We start from the raw sequence: 23,010 nt of genomic DNA on the forward strand, positions 1-23,010 counted from the left end.
TTAGTATTCGTGGTGAAATATCAATTAAAACAAAATCATACTTTCTAACTGACAATAATCGCTTTAAAGCTTCCAAGCCTTCTTCGCTAAACCTTTACATATGTCATACTAAACTTGTTTCAGCATCACCTCCCTTATGTCATTCCGAGCTCTTTTTTGGAATCTTAACCCCATCTATTCTTTATTTCCTTTGGTCATGTTTCACCCATAAAAGGTCTGCGGTAGTAAATCCAATCGAATCGGCTATTTTAAGATAGTGTTCTTTAATCGCTTCAGGAAGATGAGGCTTACGAGATAAAATCCACAAATACTTAAGATTTTTCCCCGCCACCAAAGCGTATTGGTAGTTTTCATCGATGGCAATGACATTATATCCCGAATAAAAGGGTCCAAAAAAAGATACTTTAAGCATCCCCACATGTTCCGCTCCAACAAACTTCGCCTTGCCTATGGCTTGCGTCCATGTTTCCTTTTTGGTATGATACCCCTTATTATCGACTTTTATTGTACCATCTTCATTCAAAGAATAGAATGCGGTAGTGTTACTCAAATCTCGTTCGTATTTAAAATCCAATCGCGCCATCTCATACCACTTCCCTAGATAGCGTTCTTTATCAAAAGACTGAACCGCCACAGCTCCATTCGGTATAGTACTACAAGAGTAGAATCCTGTCATCAGAGTAACCATCAGGAATAAAAGAAGTAAGGTTTTGATTTTCATTGTTTTTGATTTTTTATTTTACCTATTTAAGAAGTTTAATACTTTTTAATTAAAGTATTGTATTTTTTGTCATTCTGAACTTGTTTGGAATCTCCTCCCCTGTCATTCCGAACTCGTTTCGGAATCTCTTCAACATCACTCACAATTCCTCGTGAATCATTACACTGATAATTAATATAATTCTTACCATAGTCGTACGATACATAATTAGTACTTCATCCCAGTTAGATTCTTATTTTATTATTAGTTGTGGTACTACTTATTATTTCAAATTTAAGTTATTTCTTCTCAAAAAACACCAAACTCATAGAAAATACAAACTAAACTAAAACCATATTAAAATAAGGAAAACAAAATCAATAAAGGTTAGTTCCAGTATGGATGCTTAATAGATACGGTATAGATACGGTTAGGTTGTGGTACCCCTGTAAAAAGAAATACAATCAACATTCGAAGAAAATCTGAAACCATGAAACAAAATTTAAACCGTATAAGGCTCATAAGTAAATATAAGTTTTACGTTACGTTAAGGTAAGTTCATAAAAGAATTCATGCCCATGCGCATTAAATAATACTTCAAAACTGAATACTGACAGCTGAAATCTGAACACTAATAACTGAGCTCAGTTTATTTAATTTTCTATCTTTGACTACAATAAACGAGATTATTTTTTTAGTCCATTAGACTTTCAAATACCTAATCTTTAAAAAACTAAATTTTTCAATCTTTCTTTTTGCTAATTCGGGTAAAACGTATAGCATCTGTTGCTCATTGCCTATTATGCTTTTACTGTAGATCCATGTAACATTTTTAGCGAATTTGCGTTTTAAGTTTTGATTGATTTTGTAAATAATAAAACACATTTTATTTAAATTACCGTACTAAAACAAATGGATTTATCAATAATAATCATTAACTATAACACAAGTAAATATACCTTAAATTGCATTGAAAGTATTGTTAACACCATTTCTGACACCATAGATTATGAAATAATTATAGTGGATAATTGTTCTGAGATTACAGATATCAAAATTTTAGAAGAGCAACTAAAGAAATATACTCATTTAAAGTTAATCAAAAATCCAATAAACAGTGGTTTTGCAGGTGGAAATACAATTGGATTATCGGAAGCAAAAGGGCGCTTTTTAGCTTTTATTAATAACGATACCATTCTTCTTAACGACTGTTTTTCAATTATACTAAATGCATTTGAAAACAATCCTTCGTATGGAGTTTGTGGTCCACAATCATTTAAGGAAAATGGTGTTTTTTTACCTACTCTTGATCATTTCACCTCACCAAGTAAGGAGCTTTTCGGAAGAGCCTTTCTAGAATTTATAAACCCAAAAAGATATCCAAAAAGAAAAAAAGTATACTCTAAACCTCAAAGGGGACAATTTGTTAGTGGGAGTTTCATGGTATTTAAAAATGAAGATTTTAATAAAATTGGTGGATTTGACACAAATATTTTTCTATACCAAGAGGAAACAGATATTTGCAAACGATTATTAAAAATCAACAAATATGCCTATTTAATTCCGGAGGCACAATTTATTCATTTTCAAGGCGCTAGTACAGAAAAATCGATTGCTATAAAAACGGAGTTAAAACTTTCCACTCTATATGTCATTAAAAAACATTACGGTTGGTTAGCTCATAAACTTATTTTAGGATTCTTAATCCTAAAATATTTCATTAGGAGCTTTTTTAAACCAGAATATTGGGAGATTTTCAAAGTGCTATTGAAAGGTGGCAAATTGAACCATTCTCTTTTACAGAAATAATTAAAAGGTAAGATGAAAAAAAGTATTGTTTTTGTTAGTAACAGTCTTCCAACATACGATAAAGATTCTGGCGCTAATCGATTAAAAGAGATTATTGAAGAGTTTCATAACTGTGATTTTCAATGTTATTTTCTAACTAAAGAAAAGAATTCTAATAGTAAATATTGGCATTTTTTCTCAGAAATGGGAGTTGTAATAGTAAACTTTTTAGAAATTGAAAAAATTCAATCTTTAAAAAATGTAGATTACGTTTGGTTTAATGGTCCAATTTCATTTAAAAAAAATCTAAATTTTGTAACACAGCATTTATCTGAATCAAAAATTATTTATGATATGGTAGATGTTCATTTTTTACGATATAAAAGATCCTTACAAATAAATCCTTTTAAAATTTCGGATTATAAAAGGTATTTCAAATACAAAAAAATTGAAACCAAATTAATTCGAAAAGCCGCTATTGTCATAGCCATTTCACAGAAAGAAAAAGAGTTCATTAGTAAATATGTATCTTCAGAAAAAGTAATAACGATTTCAAATATTCATTATACAAAAGTGAATAAAAAAGACATTCCTGCTTTTAACCAGAGAGAGCATATTTTATTTATAGGTTCAAAACATACACCAAATATTGATGCGATTCACTTTCTTTACCATAAAGTTATGCCGAAAGTTTGGAAAATCAATAAGGATATAAAAGTGCAAATTATTGGAGATGTTGTAGAAGAAATCAAAGGAATTGCAAACCCCATGTTTGAATTTTTAGGTTATGTTCCTAAAGTCGAATCTTACTTTTTAAACAGCAAATTCATGGTTGCTCCATTGCGATATGGTGCTGGCGTTAAAGGTAAAATTGGTCAAGCATTTGAATACTATTTACCTGTGATTACAACCGATATTGGTGCTGAAGGAATGAATTTAACCAATAACCATCAAGCAATAATAACAAATGATTCCAATGAATTTGCAACTAAAATTATAGAACTTTACGAAAACGAAGTACTTTGGCAAAAATTAAGTAATGCCAGTGAAGATAGCTTAAAACCTTTTTCAAAAGAACATTTACGAGATGTAATACTCTATTTAAAAACTTTATCTAACTGAGAATAAATCGATTCAACGGATAAATTTTTTAAAAAGAAATTGGCTGATAACGTTTGCTGTTGCTGATAAAAATTGTCATCAATCATCAGTTGTTCAATATAGTTTGAAAAGGTTGTGGCATCTTCGGCAACTAAACAGCCATTATCGGTTTTATTTGTTAAGCCATCAATTCCTTTTGGACTACACACTATTGGCAAACCAAAAGAAAGGGCTTCAACGACTTTAATTTTAAGTCCAGTTCCAGATAGCATCGGGCAAATGGCTACTTTTGATTCACTGTAAATTTGATTTAAATCTTCAACAAAATGCATTTTAGTAACATTGGGAAGTTCGGGGATATGTTTGTTAATTTTTCCAACAACGCAAATGGACAAATTAGGGTTTAATTTGGGATAAACCTCCTCAAAAAACCATTTTGCTGATTTCACATTATGCTCATTACTGCTGGCAACATAAACCAAATCATATTTTTTCTCAATGCTATTCAATTGAAATTTAGCTTCCAAAAAATGAGGAATTGTAATTATTTCACTTGTAACAAATTGCGAAAAAAGATAATTTTCATCTGAAGAAATTACAATAACTTTTGGGAAGAAATTCAGTATTTCAATTTCTTTCTTAAAATACTTCCCTAAGTTAAATCGCTTTCGATTCTGAAACTGAGAAGTCAAAAAATCATGAGTGTCAATAATTAATTTAGCTTCTTTTAAATACTTATTTTTTCTTACTAATTCAGCCCAATAGGCATACGAAATAATGATGTAATCGTATTGGTTGTCTTTCAAAATTTTTGAAAACTGTTTTTTATGACCAAATCTTGTTCTATCAAAATCTCTAATCCTTCCTTTTAGTTTGTTTGGAATTGCATAAGAAAACAAATACCCTAAAATTTTAGAAATGCATTCATCTCTTCTCAAAAGAAAACCATTTTCTATCAAATTAGCTTTTTTCATTGATTCTAAATCAACCTCAGAAAATATTTCTGAAGCAACTCCAACATAATCAACTTTATAAATCTTACTTTTAAAATATCGAAGTAATGCTAATGCTCTAGCATTATTCCCTTGATTTAACTCAAACGGATTTTCGGGATAGAAATAAAGTATTTTCATTATAAGTTAAATTATTTTCAAGGTAAAAGTAATGCAATAAGTATTAATCTCAGAACTCAACACAACAATTTAAGATCTAAAAAAATTATACTTATGTTTGATTAAAAAAAGAATAAATATGAAACCTTCTATTTCAATTATAGTCCCTTGTTTCAATGGAGAATCATTCATAAAAAACACATTAAATTCAATAAAATCTCAAACTTTTAGCGAATGGGAATGTATAATAATTGATGATGGAAGCACAGATAAGAGTAAAAAAATCATTACTGATGAAATACATGGTGATACTAGGTTTCATCTTATAGCTCAAGAAAACAAAGGAGTATCTTACGCAAGAAATCACGGAATCAAATTGGCAAAAGCGAATTACATCTTCTTTTTAGATGCAGACGATAGTATCCCTAACAATGCTTTATCTGATTTGTTTAATATCATTCAATCAAATAAAAATATCGATATTGTTATTGGTCAAACTTTATGCACAAATGGTCAAGAATTTAAACCTGTAACTTTTCTTCTGAATGAATGGCCAAAAAATGAAATACTTCATAACATTGATGACTATTTCATTCAATTTATGGTTGAAAAAGGCACAACTTGTATAGCACAAAATCGTTTGTATCGTTTGGATTTTTTAAAAAATCATAATTTAGAATTCTACACTGGAATACTACATGAAGACATGTTATGGTATTTCGAAACTATGTTTTTTGCAAATACTGTTTTTTGTTCCGATAAAACAACTTATTATTATAACGTTCATAATGAAAATTCAATAACAAAAAACATTAGAGAAAAGAATATTTTCGACTACCTAATTATAATAGAACAAGTTTATGAAAAATACTATCTAAAATGTAACAATTCAAAAACAAAAGATTTAATTGGAATCTACATCCTCTTTTTAAAAATGTACATGTTAGAATTATTTAATAGTGGTATTAATCTTGACAAAAAAGAAACTTTTAAAAAAATTAAAACATGTTTTGATACAACAATCGTCGAAAGAAATGTTGTTAAACTGAATAAGAAAATTGAAAAAAAGATTTTCATATTAAATTACATCTTAGACAAGAAAAATGAAAAATCAATTTTAATATTAAATTTTTACGGCAATAGAAATTTTTTTTTAAAGCTACTTTTTAAAGTCTATAAATTTATTTATCAAAAATCCTTCAATAAAATAAATAAGACTTACTATAAAATAATGTAATCAACTCTTTTCAACATTTTAATTAAAAACTAAAATTCAATACTTTAAAAACAAAACAAGCTTTTTTACTTATAAATTAAAAACACTATTTTTCACTATAAATTTGAAATCAAACTTCTTAAAAAAGTTTTACGTAAAGGTAGGTTTATGTGCTTGGCGCATTAGTTAATACTTCAAAACTGAATCCTGATAGCTGAACACTGATAACTGAACCCTAAAACCCTATTACTTTCCATTATTTTTAATCAAGTAAGGTATATAATAGACAATTCTAAATTTTAAACTCTACCTTTGCAAAAAATTGAAACCATAATGGCAACGTTCGAGCAATTCAATCTTCCTAAATCCTTACAAAAGGCATTAGACGATTTACAGTTAACCACCCCTACCCCTATTCAGGAAAAATCGTTCTCGGTAATCATGTCGGGTCGAGATATGATGGGTATTGCCCAAACGGGTACAGGGAAAACCTTTGCCTATCTTTTGCCTTTACTAAAACAATACAAGTTTGTAAACACCTATAATCCCAGAATCATGATTTTGGTCCCTACCCGCGAATTGGTCGTACAGGTAGTGGAAGAAGTCGAAAAACTAACCCAATACATGTCCGTAAGAACCTTAGGGATTTACGGTGGAGTGAATATCAATACCCAAAAAAATCAAGTCTATCAGGGTATCGATGTTTTGGTGGGAACCCCGGGAAGAGTCATGGATTTGGCCTTAGACGGTGTCTTAACCTTACAGGAAGTGACCAAGTTGGTCATTGATGAATTTGATGAAATGCTCAATTTAGGTTTTCGTCCGCAATTGACGTCTATATTGGCAATGCTCAAAAACAAACGTCAAAATATTTTGTTCTCTGCTACGATGACCGATGAAGTAGACGAAATCTTAAACGATTATTTCGATTTTCCGGAGGAAGTCTCTTTAGCACCTTCGGGAACACCGTTGGAAAAAATACAACAGCTTTCGTATCATGTTCCCAACTTCAATACCAAAGTCAACTTATTGAAGCATTTACTAAAGACTGACAAAACCTTGGAAAAGATATTGGTCTTTGTGAACAATAAGAAGATTGCCGATATGCTTTTCGATAAAATAGACGCGGATTTTCCAGGACAATTTGGTGTTATTCACTCCAATAAGTCTCAAAATTACCGTTTGCTCACCATGCAGGATTTTCAAAACGGAACCCTTCGCGGCTTAATTACTACCGATGTCATGGCGCGTGGATTGGATATTTCGAACATTTCGCACGTGATTAATTTTGAAATGGCCGAAATTCCGGAGCAATACATTCACCGTATTGGTCGTACCGGTCGTGCCGATGCCAGTGGTATTGCTATTAGTTTTATAGCCCCTCGCGAAGAAGACATTAAAATTGATGCGGAGCTGCTCATGGAGTTGGAAATTCCTATCCTAGATCTTCCTGGCGAAGTAGAAATCTCTACCCAATTGATTGGTCCAGAAAAAGAAAAACAGAAAGTCAAATTTTTACTGAAGAAACCGAAACTCAGTGAAAATGGTGCCTTTCATGAAAAATCAGAAAAGAATAAAAAAGTGAATCTTGGAGGTCCCGGGAAACGAACGCCACGAAAAACGGCCCCTCGAAACAGAGCGGTAGAGCGCCAAAGAGCACAAAAAAAGAAAAAGAAATAACCAAAAAAAATCCTCAATCGTAAGATTGGGGATTCTTTTTGTATTTTTATCGTTAAAACATAGCATCATAATGTATCAAACAGCCGCTAAAATCGCCCGTAAGTTTATAAAAGAAGCTACTTTGTTCAAATTAGGTTTCAACCTCTCTCCCATGTACCGTCGCAGTACGGCACGAATTACCCACGTGTCGGAGGATTTAAAAACGATTCACATCAAAATCCCGTTAAGCTACAAAAACAGAAATTACGTAGGCTCTATCTTTGGTGGAAGTCTCTTTGCTGCGGTCGATCCTATTCCGATGATTCAATTGATGTCTATTTTCAAAGAAGAATATATTGTTTGGGACAAAGCAGCTCACATTCGATTCAAACGTCCTGCCCGCGAAAATATGTATGCTACTTTTGAATTTTCGGAAGAAGAAATCAACGAAATTCTGCAAAAAGTAAAACAAGACAAAGAAGTCGAACATCATAAAACGACTTACATTACCAACAAATCGGGTGATGTGGTTTTTTGTGAAGTCACCAAAACGATTTATATTGCCGACAAAGACTATTACAAGGAAAAGAGAAAAAATAAGTCTTCCGACAAAACACTTAAAACCCAAGAGTAAAAACGAATAACTTTTTACGATTTACCCTAATTTTATTTATCTTTGACAAACCTTTCAGAAAATGCAATTCAAACACCCTGAAATTCTTTATTTCCTTTTCTTGCTGGTGATACCGGTTTTGGTGCATTTATTTCAATTACGAAGATTTAAAAAAGAATATTTTACCAACGTAAAACTCCTGAAAGAACTGTCCATTCAGAGTCGCAAAAGTGCTTCGATAAAAAAATACTTGCTTTTGGCTACCCGCCTACTGCTGCTTACGGCATTGATTATAGCATTTGCTCAGCCGTTCTTTGAAGCCAAAGACAGTCAGTCAAAAAACAATGAGTTATTCATTATAGTAGACAATTCGTTCAGCATGCAGGCCAAAGGTCAAAAGGGCGAATTACTCAAAAGAGCGGTTCAGGATCTTTTAGCGCATACGCCCGAAGCATTACCCATCTCAGTAGTGACCAATAGTGATGATTTTTGGAATACTAATATTACCGCTATCGAAAAAGACCTGCAAAAACTATCCTACAGTCCCATTCCGTTTTCTTTGGAAAATGCCTTACTTAAAGTAAAATCACACAATAGTAATCAAGGAAAAGATATTCTGATTATTACCGATGGGATTGGTCTAGACACCAAGTCTTTGGAGCAATTGCCTGAAAATACTAAAACGTATTTTGTGGTTCCCAAAGCCGAAAATAGAGAGAACATCACTATCGACAGTGTGTTTTTGGCACAAACTTTAGATAATTTTTACGAAGTAGGCGTTCAGGTTTCTTCTAATTTTCAAGCGGAGAAATCGATTCCGGTAGCGATGTACAATCAGGATAAATTAATTGCCAAGGCCATCATGAAGCTCAACCAAAGTAAACAGGTGTTGACTTTTACGATTCCTAAAAACGATTTTAACGGCTATATTTCCCTCAATGACAATAGTTTACTATTCGACAATACGTTTTACTTCCAATTATCAAAACCTGAAGTAATCCCTGTGTTGAGTATTGGAGCGCCGGAAAAAGCCAATTTCCTATCGCGCCTTTACACCCAACCCGAATTCAAATACATAAATACAACACTACAGTCACTAAACTACAGCGATTTGGCAAAGCAGCAGACCATCATTCTGAATGAATTGGAATCGATTCCGCTGGCCATGCACACCAATTTAAAACAATTTGTCGACAAAGGAGGCAATTTGATTGTAATCCCTTCCGAAAAAAATGATCTCAGCAACCTAAATAGTTTCCTTAACAATTTTGGAAAAATTCAGTTGACTGCCGTTCAAAGTCAGGAGAAAAAAATCACCAAAATCAACTTCTCCAATCCATTGTTTGCTAACGTTTTTGAAAAGAAAATTTCTAATTTTCAATATCCCACTACCCAACAACAATTTGGTTGGCAAACAGCGGCTCCGCAAGCCATAAGCTATGAAGACCAAACGGCTTTTCTGGCTACGGTCTATAAAAACTCGGGAGCTTTGTACTTGTTTTCGGCGCCAATCAACAAACAAAACAGTAACTTTCAAAATTCACCGCTCATTGTTCCTACGTTTTACAAAATGGGAATCAATAAAAACAAAAACGGAGTGCAATATGAAACCATTGGTAGTGGCGAGTCGGTTTTTGTAACCACCAAAGCTTCCAAGGACGAAGTCATTTCGATACAATCTGCCGAGGAAGATTTTATCCCCATGCAACAAATCATGGACGACAAAGTAAAAATCACTTCGGGAGATTATCCGCATAAAGCAGGAAATTATACTTTAATCCAAAACAAAAAAGCCATTGGTTCTTTAAGTTTCAATTTTGACCGAAAAGAAAGTCAACTCACTGAAACCGATCTTGAAATTCCTAAAACCGCCAGTACTGTAGACAGTGTGGAAAACTTTTATAACACATTACAAGTAGAACGTACCGATACACAAATCTGGAAATGGTTTTTGATACTCACTCTGATTTTTATCATCGCAGAAATCTTCATTCAAAAATTTATAAAATGAACGTAATTATCAAAAATGCCCGAATCATTGAAGCTGGAAACCCATGGAACCATCAAACTGTCGACCTCAAAATCGGTAACGGCACTATTGAAAAAATTGGTACTGCTCTACCCAATGAAGAAGGTTTTACGATAGTTGAATTAGAAAACCTACACGTTTCTACGGGTTGGTTTGATACCAGTGTTTCTTTAGGAGAACCCGGTTTTGAAGAAAGAGAAACCATTAGTCATGGCTTGCAAGTTGCCGCAAAATCAGGTTTTACAGGCATTGCCTTACAACCTAATACGTTGCCGGTGCTAGATAACCAATCTCAAATTGCTTTTGTTAAACTAAAAGCGCAAAACCAAAGTACGGCGCTCTACCCTATTGGTGCGCTGACTCAAAACAGTGAAGGGGTAGCATTGGCAGAACTTTTTGATATGAAAAATGCCGGAGCCATAGCCTTTGGTGATTACAACAAAAATCTCGACAATGCCAATTTATTAAAAATTGCGTTGCAGTATACTCAAGATTTCGACGGGAAAGTCATTGCCTTCTCGCAGGACAGCACCATCAAAGGAAAAGGTATTGTCAACGAAGGGGTAAACGCTACACAATTAGGCCTTAAAGGCATTCCAGCCCTAGCAGAAGAATTAATCGTGGCTAGAAATTTGTTCCTTTTGGAATATACTGGAGGGCAATTGCACCTTCCTACTATTTCGAGTGCCCAATCGGTTGCCTTAATCCGTGAAGCCAAAGCCAAAGGTCTAAAAGTGACTTGTAGCACTACGGTACATCATTTGGTCTTTAACGACAGTGTGTTGCACGGTTTTGATACCAATTACAAATTATGTCCACCGCTGCGAACCGAAGAAGATCGAAAAGCGCTGCTAGAAGGCGTTTCCGATGGAACGATAGACTGTATTACCTCAGACCATAATCCGATAGATATTGAATTCAAAAAATTAGAATTCGATAGAGCCAAAGACGGAACATTGGGATTAGAAAGTGCTTTTGGTGCCTTACAGACCGTTTTACCAACGGATTTAATCATAGAAAAATTAACGGCTGGAAGAAAAGTCTTCGGTATAGAAACACCATCGATTGCAGAAGGACAAACCGCCAACATCACTTTATTTAATCCCGAAGGAGATTGGACATTTGGCTCTGAAAACATCCTTTCCAAATCGAAAAACTCAGCTTTTTTAGGCTGTCCTATGAAAGGAAAAGCCTACGGAATTTATAATCAAGGAAAATTAGAATTACAATAATGGAAGAAAACATTCAAGGAAAAACACCCGCAATTATCAGTTATATTTTATTAGTCGGTCCACTAATCGCTTTATCGATGAATAGCGGTCAGGACAAAACAGCCTTCGCCTCTTTTCACATCCGTCAAGGTTTAGGACTCACAATTACCTTTATTGCCTTAGGGTTACTTTTATCCAATTTCTATATCCCCATGGCAGTAATGTCGATGTGGATTGGTATATCGGTATTGGCCATGTACGGAATGTTTACCGCTGTTAAAGGGGAAACAAAAACGATTCCGCTTTTAGGCAACTTATTTCAAAAATTCTTCAAAAACATTTAAAATGAGCTTTTCATTATATCATTTGGTCAGAGAACCTAAAGTAAAATTAGATAAAAATCCGCTGTTGCTGTTACTACACGGTTATGGAAGTAACGAAGAAGATTTGTTTTCGTTTGCCTCAGAATTACCCGAGGAATATTATGTTATTTCGGCAAGAGCCCCATACGAACTGATGCCGAAAGCATTTGCTTGGTATGCCATTAATTTTGATGCCGATGAAAAGAAATTCTCAGATTTAGATCAAGCCCGTACTTCCCGTGATTTGATTGTTACTTTTATTGATGAGTTGGTTGCTCATTATCCTATCGATGCCCATCAAGTGACTTTAATCGGATTCAGTCAGGGATGTATTTTGAGTTATGCCATAGCCTTATCCTACCCTGAAAAAGTACAACGTATGGTTGGAATGAGCGGCTATTTTAATGAAGAAATTGCGGTAGAACATTTTGTCGCTAACGACTTTGGAAATTTGAAAGTATTTGCCTCTCATGGTACCGTAGACCAAGTAGTTCCGGTGACTTGGGCACGCAAAGCCAAACCCGTTTTAGATGAATTAGGCATTGAAAACATCTACTTGGAATACCCCGTTGGTCATGGAGTGGCTCCACAAAATTTCTATGATTTCAGAAATTGGTTGGAAAAAACAAAATAAAAAAAAGCTGTCGTAATAGACAGCTTTTTTTGTATGTATTAGTTTTGAGGATACAATACTGTTTCTGCAGGTTCGAAAGTCGCTTTTCCGCTATCTTCAATAAAGTATTTGATAATCACTTCCCCCCACCCAGATGTTCCCGTAAAATCGGCAATAATCCAACGATGGTTTAAAAAGCGAACTTTATTAATTACCATTCCATCGTAAGAGATTAAAGGATTCCCTTTAGGATTGTTATTCAATTCTAAGAGTTGTTCTTTTATTTTTGGCATCATTTGATTCACGTCGATACCCTCATAATAATTCAGAGCGTTATCGTTGTGCGCCAATGAAAAATAATCTCCTTCTTCTTTCTCAGCCATAATTTTGGCTATCGTATCTTTCATCTTTGTTTTATATTTTTCGTGCCCTTCCGCTTCATAACCCGCACGCTTAGTGGCATACATGTATTGGAAGATGTTCACTAACACTGAAAAAATAAATCCATACAAAAGTAACTTTCTCATAAACTATAAATTGATTTCTAAATTATCATACGCTAAAAAAACGTTTTCAGGTAATCGTTGTTGTATTGCTTCATGGAACCCAAAAATATGACTGATATGGGTCAAATAAGCCTTCTTCGGTTTTACCAAAGCGATAAAATCTAAAGCCTCTTCCAAATTAAAATGCGTATCATGAGGCTCATCCCGCAGGGCATTAACCACCAAAACCTCTAAATTTTGAAGTTTCTTTACCTCTTCTGCAGTAATCGTTTTTACATCTGTTAAATACGCCACACGATCGAAACGATAGCCAAACACCTGCAAATTACCATGCATGGCATTAATGGGCACTATGGTTTTTTCTCCAATCGTTATGTTTTGGTTATTCACCACTTCAAAAGCTTCAACGCCTGGCGCTCCGGGATATTTATTTTCGGTTTCAAAAATATATTCAAAACGTCGTTCCAGATTTTTCAATACCCTCTGATGCGCATAAATAGGGATTTCTCCTTGCTTGAAGAAAAAAGGCCGAATATCGTCTAATCCAGCCGTATGGTCGGCATGCTCGTGTGTAAATAAAATGGCATCAATTTTGTGGCATTTAGAAGTGAGCATTTGTTGACGAAAATCGGGACCACAATCAATCACAAACGAATAATCGTCCCACTCAATCCAAACAGATACACGTAAACGTTTATCTTTTGGATCGTCACTCAAACATACGGAATGATGACTTCCTATTACAGGAATTCCTTGTGAAGTACCAGTACCTAAAAAATAAATTTTCAATTGGGTAATGCTTTTTTACAAAAGTAAATAATATTTGATAAAAAATAACGCTTTCACTACCTTTGTACGGTATTTAGTTAATGAAGATGAAAAACCCCGAAAACGAAATAAAACTGAAAGGTGACAAAGATATTGCCACCATTCCTTCCATCAGTGATAAAGCTCTAAGAATCAATCTAAACGAAAACATTTACGGTACTTTCGCCGAAATTGGTGCAGGTCAGGAAACAGTTCGTCATTTCTTTAGAGCCGGTGGTTCTTCCGGTACTATAGCCAAAGCAATGTCTGCTTACGATAAAGACTTTAGTGACGCTATCTACGGAACTGAAGACGATGGACGCTATGTAACAGAACCTCGCTTACGAAAAATGCTTCATCATGAAATTAAATTGGTGGAACAACGTCTGAATAGAGAAAAACATCCCACCAAATTATTTTTCAGTTACGCCAATACGGTGGCGACCATCGATTTTGCGAAACAATATAAAGGACACGGTTGGGTAGGAATCGTGTTTCAGGTAGAACCAGACGAGGCATACAACGAAATTATATTACACATCCGTTTTAAAGAAACCGATGCGCGTTTGCAACAAGAAACGCTAGGAAAACTTGGGGTAAACTTAATTTACGGTGCCTTCTACAAACATAACGATCCTAAACGCTTGTTGCGTTATTTGTACGACCATATCGATAAAGACCAACTAGAAATTGATACAATCAACTTTGCAGGACCTCGTTTTGCTGATGTAGACAACAGATTGATGAGTTTACAGTTGGTTAAAAACGGAATGACTGATGCCGTAATGTTTGATCCTAACGGAAAAAATATTTTACCGGCAGCTGTTTTATACAAGAAAAACATTTTGGCCCTGCGCGGAAGTTTTCGTCCGGTGACCAAGGTAAATATGGACATGTATGAGAAATCACTTCAGATGTTCATTGATGAAAATAAAGTAAAAAAAGAAAACACCTTAGTCGTTTTTGAAATCACCCTTTCGAATCTTCGCAGCGACGGAGAAATTGACGAAAGAGACTTTATGGACAGAGCTGAATTGTTATGTTCATTAGGGCAAACGGTAATGATTTCAAACTTTCAGGAATATTACAAAGTAGTAGAATATTTTTCGAACTACTCTAAAGAAAGAATGGGTCTTGCGTTAGGTGTAAATAACTTAGTAGATATTTTTGACGAGAAGTACTACCGTCATTTGAGTGGTGGTATTTTGGAAGCTTTTGGTAAACTTTTCTACCGAGACCTCAAAGTATATTTGTACCCAATGGAAGATGAAGACGGAACCATCTTAACTTCTCAGAACCTTAAAGTACATCCACGCATGAAAGAATTGTATAAGTTCTTTGCATACAATGGAAAAGTAATCGACATTACGGATTTTGACAAATCGCACTTGAAAATCTTCTCAAGAGAGGTATTAAAAATGATTTGTACCGGTCAAAGCGGATGGGAAGACATGCTTCCGGAAGGGGTTGCAGAACTGATTAAACGTGACCATTTATTTGGTTACAAAGAACGTAATTCTGTTGCTACAGAAACTACATAACAAAAAAGCAGGTTTTTTAAAACCTGCTTTTTTTTATTTTAGAATCTGATCGGTATGTGTTTTCGTTTTCACATCGGTAATTACTTCTTCAATAATTCCGTTTTCGTCTATGATAAAAGTGGTACGGTGAATCCCATCGTATTCTTTACCCATAAATTTCTTAGGACCCCAAACTCCAAAAGCGTTGATCACCTCTTTGTTTTCATCGGCCAATAAAGGAAAAGGAAAATTATATTTAGCTTTAAATTTAGCTTGTGCCGTAGCAGAATCAGCACTTACTCCTAACAAAGCATAATTGTTCGCTTCAAAACGCTCGTAATTATCGCTTAAATTACATGCTTCAGCGGTACAACCTGGCGTATTTGCTTTAGGATAAAAGAAAACGACTAATTTTTTCCCTTTATAATCGGATAAAGAATGGGATTTACCCTCTTGATCTAATGCTGAAAAATTTGGTGCAGAATCACCTTTCTTAAGTGTTGTCATAACTGTATATTTGTTATCCTAAAAGTACTAAAATGACCAAAGCAGAGAAAGTATCATTTGTTATAAATACGTTAAAAGAATTATACCCTAGTATTCCGGTTCCGCTGGATCATAAAGACCCGTATACCTTGCTCATCGCCGTATTATTATCTGCGCAATGTACTGATGTAAGAGTCAATCAAATTACTCCTCTTTTGTTTGCCAAAGCTGATAATCCGTTTGATATGGTAAAACTGTCGGTGGAAGAAATTAAGGAAATCATTAAACCTTGTGGACTTTCTCCTATGAAATCGAAAGGAATTCATGGTTTATCGCAAATTTTAATTGAAAAACATAACGGAGAGGTTCCGCAAAGTTTTCAAGACTTGGAAGCTTTGCCGGCAGTAGGACATAAAACGGCTAGTGTAGTAATGAGCCAAGCCTTTGGGGTTCCAGCTTTCCCTGTAGACACCCATATTCATCGTTTAATGTACCGTTGGAACTTGTCCAATGGAAAAAATGTACAACAAACAGAGGCCGATGCCAAACGATTGTTTCCAAAGGAATGCTGGAATGATTTGCATTTACAGATCATTTGGTACGGACGAGAATATTCTCCAGCCAGAGGTTGGGATTTAGAAAAAGATATCATTACTAAAACGATAGGAAGACAAGAAGTCCTGAAAGCCTATTATAAAAAAAACGTCCGATAAGGACGTTTTTTCATTGATTGTTAGTGTTCTTAGTTGGAATGTAATTCCATTTTTTCAGTTCCTACCTGTACAATTTTCAAAGCTTTTGAATAGCTTAAAATAAAATCAATAGTTTCTTTTTTTGGATACATGTCGGTAGTAACATTTTTTTCTTCAGTGTAAAGTTTCGCCATACTTTGTTATTAAATTTTATATAATAACGTACAGTAGAACGCTTTATTGTTTAATTGGTTAAAATTATTTGATTTTTTTCTATAATTCTTCTCAAGTTAAGCAAAGCATAACGCATTCTACCTAAAGCAGTATTAATACTCACTCCGGTCAGGTCTGCAATTTCTTTAAAACTCATATCTTGATAGATACGCATTTCCAATACTTCTCTTTGATCGGCCGGTAATTCGTCGATAAGTTTTAGCAAGTCATTCTCTACTTGTTCTAAAATAATCTGATTTTCAATATTAGGGCTGTTATCCGTCATCACAGAAAAAATAGAAAACTCTTCTGTCTCACGAAAAAAAGGCATTTTTCTATCTTTTCTAAAAGTATCGATGATTAGATTGTGAGCAATACGCATCACCCAAGGCAAGAACTTTCCTTCTTCATTATAGGAATTCCCTTTGAGGGTTTTAATTACCTTAATGAAGGTATCTTGAAAGATATCATTGGCCAGATCTTTATCCGAAACTTTAGAATAAATAAATCCGTAAATCTTAGATTGATGTCTATTAATTAAAATTGCCAATGCTTCTTCATTGCCGTCAATGTAACTCTTAACTAATAAAGCGTCAGGAAGTTGAGTAATAGCCATAACAATACTTTTTAAATTTTGGTGTTAATCTTTAGCGAGAATATTTCGCTTTAAAAAAGTATTGTTGTTCTATAAGCGTATCGTTTTGGTATTAGAAATTCAAATTTACTATTATTTTTTTTACAAAAACAACAAAAATTTGATTTTTTAAACATTTCTTAAAATTTATTAAAATTAAAAATGGGCTTCTTTACTCGTAAAAAAGTGGATTAATGACTAACTTTGTCAAAATTGCTATGAGTATATGATTACTGATATTACGACTCTTGATCCTAAGAAAAACATACTGATTAAAGGCGCTCAAATCCACAATTTAAAAAATCTAGATGTTGCCATTCCAAGAAACCAATTGGTTGTCATAACGGGTTTATCCGGTTCCGGAAAATCGAGTTTGGCATTTGATACCCTATATGCAGAAGGACAACGCCGGTATGTGGAAAGTTTATCGAGTTACGCTCGTCAGTTTTTAGGAAGATTCGACAAACCTAAAGTAGAATACATTAAAGGCATAGCACCGGCAGTAGCTATAGAGCAAAAGGTAAATACCACCAACGCCCGTTCTACTGTGGGTACTTCTACTGAGATTTATGATTATTTGAAATTACTTTACGCCCGCATTGGAAAAACTTTTTCTCCTATTTCCGGTAAAGAAGTAAAAAAAGATACCGTTACCGACGTTATTAACGATGTAAAAAACTTTGAACCCAACAGCAAATGGTTGCTCCTCTCTCCTATTCATTTGGAAGAAGGCAGAGCCTTAGAAGATAAACTGAAAGTTTTACTGCAACAAGGATTCATCAGAATTTTGAGGAACAATGAAACCTTGCGTTTGGATGAAATAGAACAACATTCGCTTGACCACAAAGATATTTTACTGATTGTTGACCGTATCGTGGTTAAAGATGAAGAAGATTTCTACAACCGATTGGCCGATGCTGTTCAGACCGCTTTTTATGAAGGCAAAGGTACTTGTTACCTACAAGAAGTAAATTCTTCTGAAAGGATTACTTACAGTAGTAATTTTGAATTGGACGGACTTACCTTCTTAGAACCTAATATTCACTTATTTAGTTTTAACAATCCTTACGGAGCCTGTCCTCAATGTGAAGGCTATGGAAATATTATAGGAATAGATCACGATTTGGTTGTTCCCAACACTGCACTTTCCGTTTACGAAAATGCCATTTTCCCATGGCGAGGAGAGACTATGAGTTGGTATAGAGACCAATTGGTGAACAACAGTCATAAATTTGATTTCCCGATACACAAACCCTATTATGAACTTACCGAAGCACAACAACAGTTGATTTGGGAAGGCAATCAGTACTTTCAAGGGTTGAATAGTTTTTTTAAAGAATTAGAAGAAAAAAACTATAAAATACAAAATCGAGTATTATTGTCACGCTATCGTGGCAAAACCAAATGTCCCGCTTGTAAAGGAAAACGATTACGACCAGAAGTAAACTACATCAAAATAGGCGGCAAAACACTACCGGAATTAGTCGATTTACCAATACGCAAATTGATTCCGTTTTTTAAGGAATTACAACTTTCTGAATTCGAAGAAAAAGTAGCCAAGCGTCTTTTAATCGAAATCAATAATCGATTGGCTTTTCTAGATGATGTAGGATTAAACTATTTAACGTTAAACCGAAATTCGGCCTCATTATCTGGAGGGGAATCACAACGCATCAATCTAGCCACTTCTCTGGGGAGTAGTTTAGTGGGTTCGATGTATATTTTAGATGAACCTAGTATTGGATTACATCCAAAAGATACCGAAAAACTTATAAAAGTATTACTTTCTTTAAAAGATTTAGGTAATACCGTAATCGTCGTAGAACACGATGAAGACATCATGAAAGCGGCAGATATGATTATAGACATAGGACCGGAAGCCGGAACCTATGGAGGAGAATTAATCGCTCAAGGAACATACGATGAAATTTTACAGTCCAATTCGTTAACCTCTCAATATTTGAATGGTAAACTGGAAATTGCAGTTCCAGCCAAACGACGTAAGTTTAAAAATTGTGTTGCCGTTATCGGAGCTCGAGAAAACAATCTACAGAACATAGATGTTACTTTCCCTTTGGATGTCTTAACGGTAATAACGGGTGTTTCGGGTTCCGGTAAAAGTACCTTGGTTAAAAAAATATTATATCCGGCTTTACAAAAACAATTGGAAGGCGTAGGAGAAAAAGCCGGTCAGTTTACCGAGTTACAAGGAAGTTATTCGCATATCAAACACATCGAATTTGTAGACCAAAATCCAATCGGTCGAAGTTCCCGTTCTAATCCGGTAACCTACATAAAAGCGTATGACGATATCCGAGATTTGTTTTCGAAAGAGAAATTATCTAAAAATAGAGGGTATCAAGCGAAACATTTTTCATTTAATGTCGATGGTGGTCGCTGTGAAACCTGTAAGGGTGAAGGAAGCACTACGGTAGAAATGGTTTTCATGGCCGACGTGTCTTTACCTTGTGAAACTTGTAACGGCAAACGATTCAAAAAAGAGATTCTCGAAGTACAATTCGAAGGTAAAAACATCGATGATATTTTGACGATGACTATCGATGAAGCCGTTGCGTTCTTTAAAGAAAAGAACCAGACTAAAATCATACAGAAACTACAACCTTTGCAAGATGTAGGTCTAGGATATGTCCAACTAGGACAATCTTCTTCTACCCTTTCTGGTGGTGAAGCGCAACGAATTAAACTGGCTTCTTTCTTAGTAAAAGGAACAACCAAAGACAAGGCTTTGTTTATTTTTGATGAACCCACTACCGGATTACACTTTCACGACATTAAAAAACTATTAGCCTCTTTTGAGGCCTTACTCGAAAAAGGCCATTCGATTATTGTGATTGAACATAATCTAGATTTAATTAAATGTGCTGATTATATTATCGATTTAGGACCGGAAGGAGGAGAAAACGGAGGGCAATTACTCGCTTTTGGTAGTCCAGAGGAAATTTGTAAAAATAAAAATTCCGTTACCGGTAAATATTTAAAAGAAAAGCTGATTTAACCCATTTGTGGCACAGAATTTGAAGTACTATTATGAAATTTCAACACATAATGGATCGTCCATTATAATAGAAATTGGTTAGGTTGGTTTGGTATAAACTCCGTTCAATGAACGGAGTTTTTTTTGATTAGACCCAACTATTTTTATTTCTTCAAAAAATAATCCTCTAAAAATCAACAATTTAAAAAATAAAAAAGGAACCAAACTTTTTTTGGCACATAAATTGGATAACACTACATAACAAGTTATTGAACTTGGACGAGCAAGCCGAAAATCGATTAGAGTAGGCAACCTTTAATTATGAATGTTATGAAAAAGATCACATTGGTAGTGGCCAGCATCTTCCTGGCGGGAAGTATGGCCCAAGCGGCAGAAAACCCTGTTTTTTCTGACAACAACGGAAGAGCTATCGGAAAACACAAAGTAGATTACCGCGATGCTGAACCGATAAAATTTATGGAAAGAGGTATTGAATTTTATGTTTTCCCGAATGGAGATTTCGATTTCAATACTAGACCACAAGACACTCGCGATGATAGCTTTTATTTTAGAGCAGCGGGTCGAAGAGGTACCGTAATCATAGAGAAAAATAGACCTGTAAATTATGGGGTAAAGATAGAGAGAGATGCTTTTGGACGTGTACGCCGAGTGGGTAACACCTTTATCAACTATGATGCTTTTGATCGTGTGAACAGAATTGGAAGCGTATACATGAAATATAACCGCTTTGCAGCGACTCAAATTGGAGGTCTACGCATCGTTTACGACAAAAAAGGACGTATCATCGATATCTATGGACAAGTAAAAGGCGGACGTTATTACGGAGACTATGACTCTCCTAGAGATTATCATTACCACGAAAACGACTATCCTAGAAGTGGTGGTTATGAAAATGATGACGACAGCTACTATTACTACAAAATGGATGGCTCTAAAGCTAAAATAGAAGACGCTACTCCAAGAAAAGAAGAAGAGCAACAACCTGTAAGAGGTAGAAGATAATATTACGCAAATTTGATCTCGTAATAAGGATAGTTAGATTAGTTTATATAAAACCCCGGAGATTTTAATTTCCGGGGTTTCTTTATGTAATGATTTTGACTAACTTTTCGGTAAGATTTTTTCTGGAATACTGTTGCAAACCTATGGGATATACTTTCAAATTGTTTTGCTGGTACTTCTCAAAATGAGAGAGCAAGTCCGCTTTTAATCGGTCTTTCTCGTTGTAAGTGTAAAAAGTACCTGTATTGGTTGATGTAATCAATTCAGCAAAATCAGAATCCTTTGGTCCTATGGCGACAATCGGACGCTCGGAAACCATATATTCAAACACTTTGCCAGGTATGATACTTTTAGTTTCTTCAGAATCTATTTCTACCAGTAAAAGTGCTTGTGACTTTCTTTGGTGTTGTACCGCTTCTAAATGCGATACATAGCCCAAATTACGCACATGATGCTGCAATCCGAATTGTGCAATGGTATCTAAGATTTCCTGACTGACTTTCCCAATCAATTTTAATTCAAAACATTCGGCAAAAGAGGCATTTTCAGCCACCAATTCACTCAAAGATTCCCATAGAATTTTTGGATTTCTATCAGATAAAAAAGAACCTATATGCGCTAAGGTAAATTTTTCATCCAAAGGTTCTTTGATGATTTTTTCAACATCGTATCCGTTGGTAATTACTTCTATAGGTTTTGAGGTAAGACGCTCAAATTCAGCCTTAGTCGTTTTGCTGGTTACAATAATCGTATCGGCACTATTTAATACCTCACGCTCTAGTGCTTTGTGCTTTTTATCGGCATAATTTGAAAGTTTCAATGCCGAATGATAGCCTATAGTAGTCCACGGGTCGCGGAAATCGGCCAACCATTTTACATTCAACTCTTTTTTTAATTGTAGTCCAATTAAATGCAAACTATGCGGCGGACCGGAAGTAATAATGGTATCGATTCCTTCCTGCTGAAGGTACTGTTTTAGGTATTTCACAGAAGGTTTTACCCATAATACTCGAGCATCGGGTATGAAGAGATTCCCTCTGATCCAAAGCATTGCTTTTTGCAAAAACGTCTGTTTCTTCTGATTTGGAATGATTCCCGAACTAATCCCTTTGGTATTTTTTTTGGAAAATACCGAAGCCATAGCGTAAGGTTCCAAAATCTTATGTTTTAGAACAATAGCCTTTTCGGATACTTCGCTTTCTAAATCGGCATCCACAATCGGATAAGTTGGGTTTTCGGGTACATAAACCACAGGTTGTATGCCAAAATCGGGTAAATATTTGACAAATTTTAACCAGCGTTGCACACCGGGACCTCCTGCCGGTGGCCAATAATATGTGATGATAAGTACCTTCTTCATTAAAACCTAGTTGCTATTAACAATCCAATCCAAGTGGCTAAAAAACCAATCATAATACTCAAAGCGGTGTATAAAAATGCCATTCCCATTTGGTTATTTTGAAGCAGTTGTACATTTTCGTATGAAAAAGACGAAAAGGTAGTGTACCCACCACACAATCCGGTAATCAAAAAGAATTTGAGTTCTTTGGATAACAGAGTATTCTTTTCAAAAAAGCCAAAAAACAAACCAATTGCTAAACATCCCAATATATTTGCCAAAAAAGTTCCGTAAGGAAACGTAGACCACTTACCCACAACAATTGATGTTAAATAACGTAAGACGCTTCCTATGGCTCCTCCTATGGCTATGTAGATAATGGTTTTCAACG

General features: G+C 34.8%; 22 protein-coding genes. 13 read left to right on the forward strand and 9 right to left on the reverse strand.

Annotated elements, in window-relative coordinates; translation table 11 throughout:
* Nucleotides 1–181 precede the first annotated feature (181 nt).
* A complete protein-coding gene (locus NAT50_RS05145; RefSeq protein WP_250592083.1) occupies nucleotides 182–721 on the reverse strand; it encodes a lipocalin family protein in 540 nt (179 codons plus the stop codon).
* An 891-nt stretch (nucleotides 722–1,612) separates the two neighbouring features.
* Here NAT50_RS05145 and NAT50_RS05150 point away from each other — a divergent pair.
* Both NAT50_RS05150 and NAT50_RS05155 read left to right on the forward strand, forming a co-directional pair.
* Nucleotides 1,613–2,509: a glycosyltransferase family 2 protein gene (locus NAT50_RS05150; protein ID WP_250592084.1), complete on the forward strand. Its 897-nt coding sequence runs from the start codon at nucleotides 1,613–1,615 to the stop codon at nucleotides 2,507–2,509.
* Between the two features lie 12 nt (nucleotides 2,510–2,521).
* Nucleotides 2,522–3,610: a glycosyltransferase gene (locus tag NAT50_RS05155; RefSeq protein ID WP_250592085.1), complete on the forward strand. Its 1,089-nt coding sequence runs from the start codon at nucleotides 2,522–2,524 to the stop codon at nucleotides 3,608–3,610.
* Here the strand turns inward: NAT50_RS05155 and NAT50_RS05160 are convergent.
* Complete coding sequence (locus tag NAT50_RS05160; protein ID WP_250592087.1) at nucleotides 3,586–4,722, reverse strand: glycosyltransferase; 1,137 nt, start codon at nucleotides 4,720–4,722, stop codon at nucleotides 3,586–3,588. The two genes, NAT50_RS05155 and NAT50_RS05160, sit on opposite strands and share 25 nt — an antisense overlap.
* Nucleotides 4,723–4,840: 118 nt before the next feature.
* Between NAT50_RS05160 and NAT50_RS05165 the strand changes: the two genes are divergently transcribed.
* From NAT50_RS05165 to NAT50_RS05195, 7 genes are all read left to right on the forward strand, one after another.
* Complete coding sequence (locus NAT50_RS05165) at nucleotides 4,841–5,938, forward strand: glycosyltransferase family 2 protein (protein WP_250592089.1); 1,098 nt, start codon at nucleotides 4,841–4,843, stop codon at nucleotides 5,936–5,938.
* Between the two features lie 312 nt (nucleotides 5,939–6,250).
* Nucleotides 6,251–7,597: a DEAD/DEAH box helicase gene (locus NAT50_RS05170; protein ID WP_250592091.1), complete on the forward strand. Its 1,347-nt coding sequence runs from the start codon at nucleotides 6,251–6,253 to the stop codon at nucleotides 7,595–7,597.
* A 70-nt stretch (nucleotides 7,598–7,667) separates the two neighbouring features.
* Nucleotides 7,668–8,210 (forward strand): DUF4442 domain-containing protein, encoded by a 543-nt coding sequence (locus NAT50_RS05175; RefSeq protein ID WP_250592093.1) that lies wholly within the window; start codon nucleotides 7,668–7,670, stop codon nucleotides 8,208–8,210.
* 61 nt (nucleotides 8,211–8,271) lie between these two features.
* Complete coding sequence (locus NAT50_RS05180) at nucleotides 8,272–10,200, forward strand: vWA domain-containing protein (protein ID WP_250592094.1); 1,929 nt, start codon at nucleotides 8,272–8,274, stop codon at nucleotides 10,198–10,200.
* Nucleotides 10,197–11,450 (forward strand): dihydroorotase, encoded by a 1,254-nt coding sequence (locus tag NAT50_RS05185; protein ID WP_250592095.1) that lies wholly within the window; start codon nucleotides 10,197–10,199, stop codon nucleotides 11,448–11,450. The genes NAT50_RS05180 and NAT50_RS05185 overlap by 4 nt, the downstream gene beginning before the upstream one ends.
* The gene (locus NAT50_RS05190; protein WP_250592096.1) at nucleotides 11,450–11,773 is read left to right on the forward strand and encodes a hypothetical protein; all 324 of its coding nucleotides are present in this window, start codon (nucleotides 11,450–11,452) and stop codon (nucleotides 11,771–11,773) included. The genes NAT50_RS05185 and NAT50_RS05190 overlap by 1 nt, the downstream gene beginning before the upstream one ends.
* A gap of 1 nt (nucleotide 11,774) precedes the next feature.
* Nucleotides 11,775–12,425 (forward strand): alpha/beta hydrolase, encoded by a 651-nt coding sequence (locus NAT50_RS05195; RefSeq protein ID WP_250592097.1) that lies wholly within the window; start codon nucleotides 11,775–11,777, stop codon nucleotides 12,423–12,425.
* 38 nt (nucleotides 12,426–12,463) lie between these two features.
* Here the strand turns inward: NAT50_RS05195 and NAT50_RS05200 are convergent, their stop codons facing one another.
* Both NAT50_RS05200 and NAT50_RS05205 read right to left on the reverse strand, forming a co-directional pair.
* Nucleotides 12,464–12,931 carry a hypothetical protein gene (locus NAT50_RS05200; protein ID WP_250592098.1) on the reverse strand — a complete coding sequence of 156 codons (468 nt, stop codon included), beginning with the start codon at nucleotides 12,929–12,931 and terminating at the stop codon, nucleotides 12,464–12,466.
* Between the two features lie 3 nt (nucleotides 12,932–12,934).
* Nucleotides 12,935–13,699: an MBL fold metallo-hydrolase gene (locus tag NAT50_RS05205; protein ID WP_250592099.1), complete on the reverse strand. Its 765-nt coding sequence runs from the start codon at nucleotides 13,697–13,699 to the stop codon at nucleotides 12,935–12,937.
* Between the two features lie 86 nt (nucleotides 13,700–13,785).
* On the opposite strand from NAT50_RS05205, the gene NAT50_RS05210 reads away from it, so the two are divergent.
* Entirely contained in the window at nucleotides 13,786–15,258 is a 1,473-nt protein-coding gene (locus tag NAT50_RS05210; protein WP_250592100.1) for a TonB-dependent receptor, read from the forward strand.
* 33 nt (nucleotides 15,259–15,291) lie between these two features.
* On the opposite strand, the gene bcp is transcribed toward NAT50_RS05210, so the two are convergent.
* The gene (bcp, locus tag NAT50_RS05215) at nucleotides 15,292–15,744 is read right to left on the reverse strand and encodes a thioredoxin-dependent thiol peroxidase (RefSeq protein WP_250592101.1); all 453 of its coding nucleotides are present in this window, start codon (nucleotides 15,742–15,744) and stop codon (nucleotides 15,292–15,294) included.
* Between the two features lie 32 nt (nucleotides 15,745–15,776).
* On the opposite strand from bcp, the gene NAT50_RS05220 reads away from it, so the two are divergent.
* Nucleotides 15,777–16,436 (forward strand): endonuclease III domain-containing protein, encoded by a 660-nt coding sequence (locus NAT50_RS05220; RefSeq protein WP_250592102.1) that lies wholly within the window; start codon nucleotides 15,777–15,779, stop codon nucleotides 16,434–16,436.
* A 29-nt stretch (nucleotides 16,437–16,465) separates the two neighbouring features.
* Here the strand turns inward: NAT50_RS05220 and NAT50_RS05225 are convergent, their stop codons facing one another.
* Together NAT50_RS05225 and NAT50_RS05230 are read right to left on the reverse strand one after the other, a co-directional pair.
* The gene (locus tag NAT50_RS05225; protein WP_250592103.1) at nucleotides 16,466–16,609 is read right to left on the reverse strand and encodes a hypothetical protein; all 144 of its coding nucleotides are present in this window, start codon (nucleotides 16,607–16,609) and stop codon (nucleotides 16,466–16,468) included.
* Nucleotides 16,610–16,659: 50 nt separating this feature from the next.
* On the reverse strand, nucleotides 16,660–17,244 hold the full coding sequence (locus NAT50_RS05230) for an RNA polymerase sigma factor (protein WP_250592105.1): 585 nt from the start codon (nucleotides 17,242–17,244) through the stop codon (nucleotides 16,660–16,662).
* A gap of 244 nt (nucleotides 17,245–17,488) precedes the next feature.
* Here NAT50_RS05230 and uvrA point away from each other — a divergent pair, with 244 nt between their 5' ends.
* Together uvrA and NAT50_RS05240 are read left to right on the forward strand one after the other, a co-directional pair.
* Complete coding sequence (uvrA, locus tag NAT50_RS05235; RefSeq protein WP_250592107.1) at nucleotides 17,489–20,278, forward strand: excinuclease ABC subunit UvrA; 2,790 nt, start codon at nucleotides 17,489–17,491, stop codon at nucleotides 20,276–20,278.
* A 309-nt stretch (nucleotides 20,279–20,587) separates the two neighbouring features.
* Nucleotides 20,588–21,280 carry a hypothetical protein gene (locus tag NAT50_RS05240; protein WP_250592109.1) on the forward strand — a complete coding sequence of 231 codons (693 nt, stop codon included), beginning with the start codon at nucleotides 20,588–20,590 and terminating at the stop codon, nucleotides 21,278–21,280.
* A gap of 82 nt (nucleotides 21,281–21,362) precedes the next feature.
* Here the strand turns inward: NAT50_RS05240 and NAT50_RS05245 are convergent, their stop codons facing one another.
* Both NAT50_RS05245 and crcB read right to left on the reverse strand, forming a co-directional pair.
* Nucleotides 21,363–22,640 (reverse strand): glycosyltransferase family 4 protein, encoded by a 1,278-nt coding sequence (locus NAT50_RS05245; protein ID WP_250592111.1) that lies wholly within the window; start codon nucleotides 22,638–22,640, stop codon nucleotides 21,363–21,365.
* Nucleotides 22,640–23,008: a fluoride efflux transporter CrcB gene (gene crcB / locus NAT50_RS05250; RefSeq protein WP_250592113.1), complete on the reverse strand. Its 369-nt coding sequence runs from the start codon at nucleotides 23,006–23,008 to the stop codon at nucleotides 22,640–22,642. The genes NAT50_RS05245 and crcB overlap by 1 nt, the downstream gene beginning before the upstream one ends.
* Nucleotides 23,009–23,010: the final 2 nt, after the last annotated feature.

The organism is Flavobacterium luminosum, from assembly GCF_023635005.1.
GTDB classification, from domain to species: domain Bacteria; phylum Bacteroidota; class Bacteroidia; order Flavobacteriales; family Flavobacteriaceae; genus Flavobacterium; species Flavobacterium luminosum.

Bases quoted from the DNA above. Each gene is read 5' to 3' on its own strand.
- NAT50_RS05145 (WP_250592083.1), bottom strand. From the start codon at position 721: ATGAAAATCAAAACCTTACTTCTTTTATTCCTGATGGTTACTCTGATG.
- NAT50_RS05150 (WP_250592084.1), top strand. From the start codon at position 1,613: ATGGATTTATCAATAATAATCATTAACTATAACACAAGTAAATATACC.
- NAT50_RS05155 (WP_250592085.1), top strand. From the start codon at position 2,522: ATGAAAAAAAGTATTGTTTTTGTTAGTAACAGTCTTCCAACATACGAT.
- NAT50_RS05160 (WP_250592087.1), bottom strand. From the start codon at position 4,722: ATGAAAATACTTTATTTCTATCCCGAAAATCCGTTTGAGTTAAATCAA.
- NAT50_RS05165 (WP_250592089.1), top strand. From the start codon at position 4,841: ATGAAACCTTCTATTTCAATTATAGTCCCTTGTTTCAATGGAGAATCA.
- NAT50_RS05170 (WP_250592091.1), top strand. From the start codon at position 6,251: ATGGCAACGTTCGAGCAATTCAATCTTCCTAAATCCTTACAAAAGGCA.
- NAT50_RS05175 (WP_250592093.1), top strand. From the start codon at position 7,668: ATGTATCAAACAGCCGCTAAAATCGCCCGTAAGTTTATAAAAGAAGCT.
- NAT50_RS05180 (WP_250592094.1), top strand. From the start codon at position 8,272: ATGCAATTCAAACACCCTGAAATTCTTTATTTCCTTTTCTTGCTGGTG.
- NAT50_RS05185 (WP_250592095.1), top strand. From the start codon at position 10,197: ATGAACGTAATTATCAAAAATGCCCGAATCATTGAAGCTGGAAACCCA.
- NAT50_RS05190 (WP_250592096.1), top strand. From the start codon at position 11,450: ATGGAAGAAAACATTCAAGGAAAAACACCCGCAATTATCAGTTATATT.
- NAT50_RS05195 (WP_250592097.1), top strand. From the start codon at position 11,775: ATGAGCTTTTCATTATATCATTTGGTCAGAGAACCTAAAGTAAAATTA.
- NAT50_RS05200 (WP_250592098.1), bottom strand. From the start codon at position 12,931: ATGAGAAAGTTACTTTTGTATGGATTTATTTTTTCAGTGTTAGTGAAC.
- NAT50_RS05210 (WP_250592100.1), top strand. From the start codon at position 13,786: ATGAAAAACCCCGAAAACGAAATAAAACTGAAAGGTGACAAAGATATT.
- bcp (WP_250592101.1), bottom strand. From the start codon at position 15,744: ATGACAACACTTAAGAAAGGTGATTCTGCACCAAATTTTTCAGCATTA.
- NAT50_RS05220 (WP_250592102.1), top strand. From the start codon at position 15,777: ATGACCAAAGCAGAGAAAGTATCATTTGTTATAAATACGTTAAAAGAA.
- NAT50_RS05225 (WP_250592103.1), bottom strand. From the start codon at position 16,609: ATGGCGAAACTTTACACTGAAGAAAAAAATGTTACTACCGACATGTAT.
- NAT50_RS05230 (WP_250592105.1), bottom strand. From the start codon at position 17,244: ATGGCTATTACTCAACTTCCTGACGCTTTATTAGTTAAGAGTTACATT.
- uvrA (WP_250592107.1), top strand. From the start codon at position 17,489: ATGATTACTGATATTACGACTCTTGATCCTAAGAAAAACATACTGATT.
- NAT50_RS05240 (WP_250592109.1), top strand. From the start codon at position 20,588: ATGAAAAAGATCACATTGGTAGTGGCCAGCATCTTCCTGGCGGGAAGT.
- NAT50_RS05245 (WP_250592111.1), bottom strand. From the start codon at position 22,640: ATGAAGAAGGTACTTATCATCACATATTATTGGCCACCGGCAGGAGGT.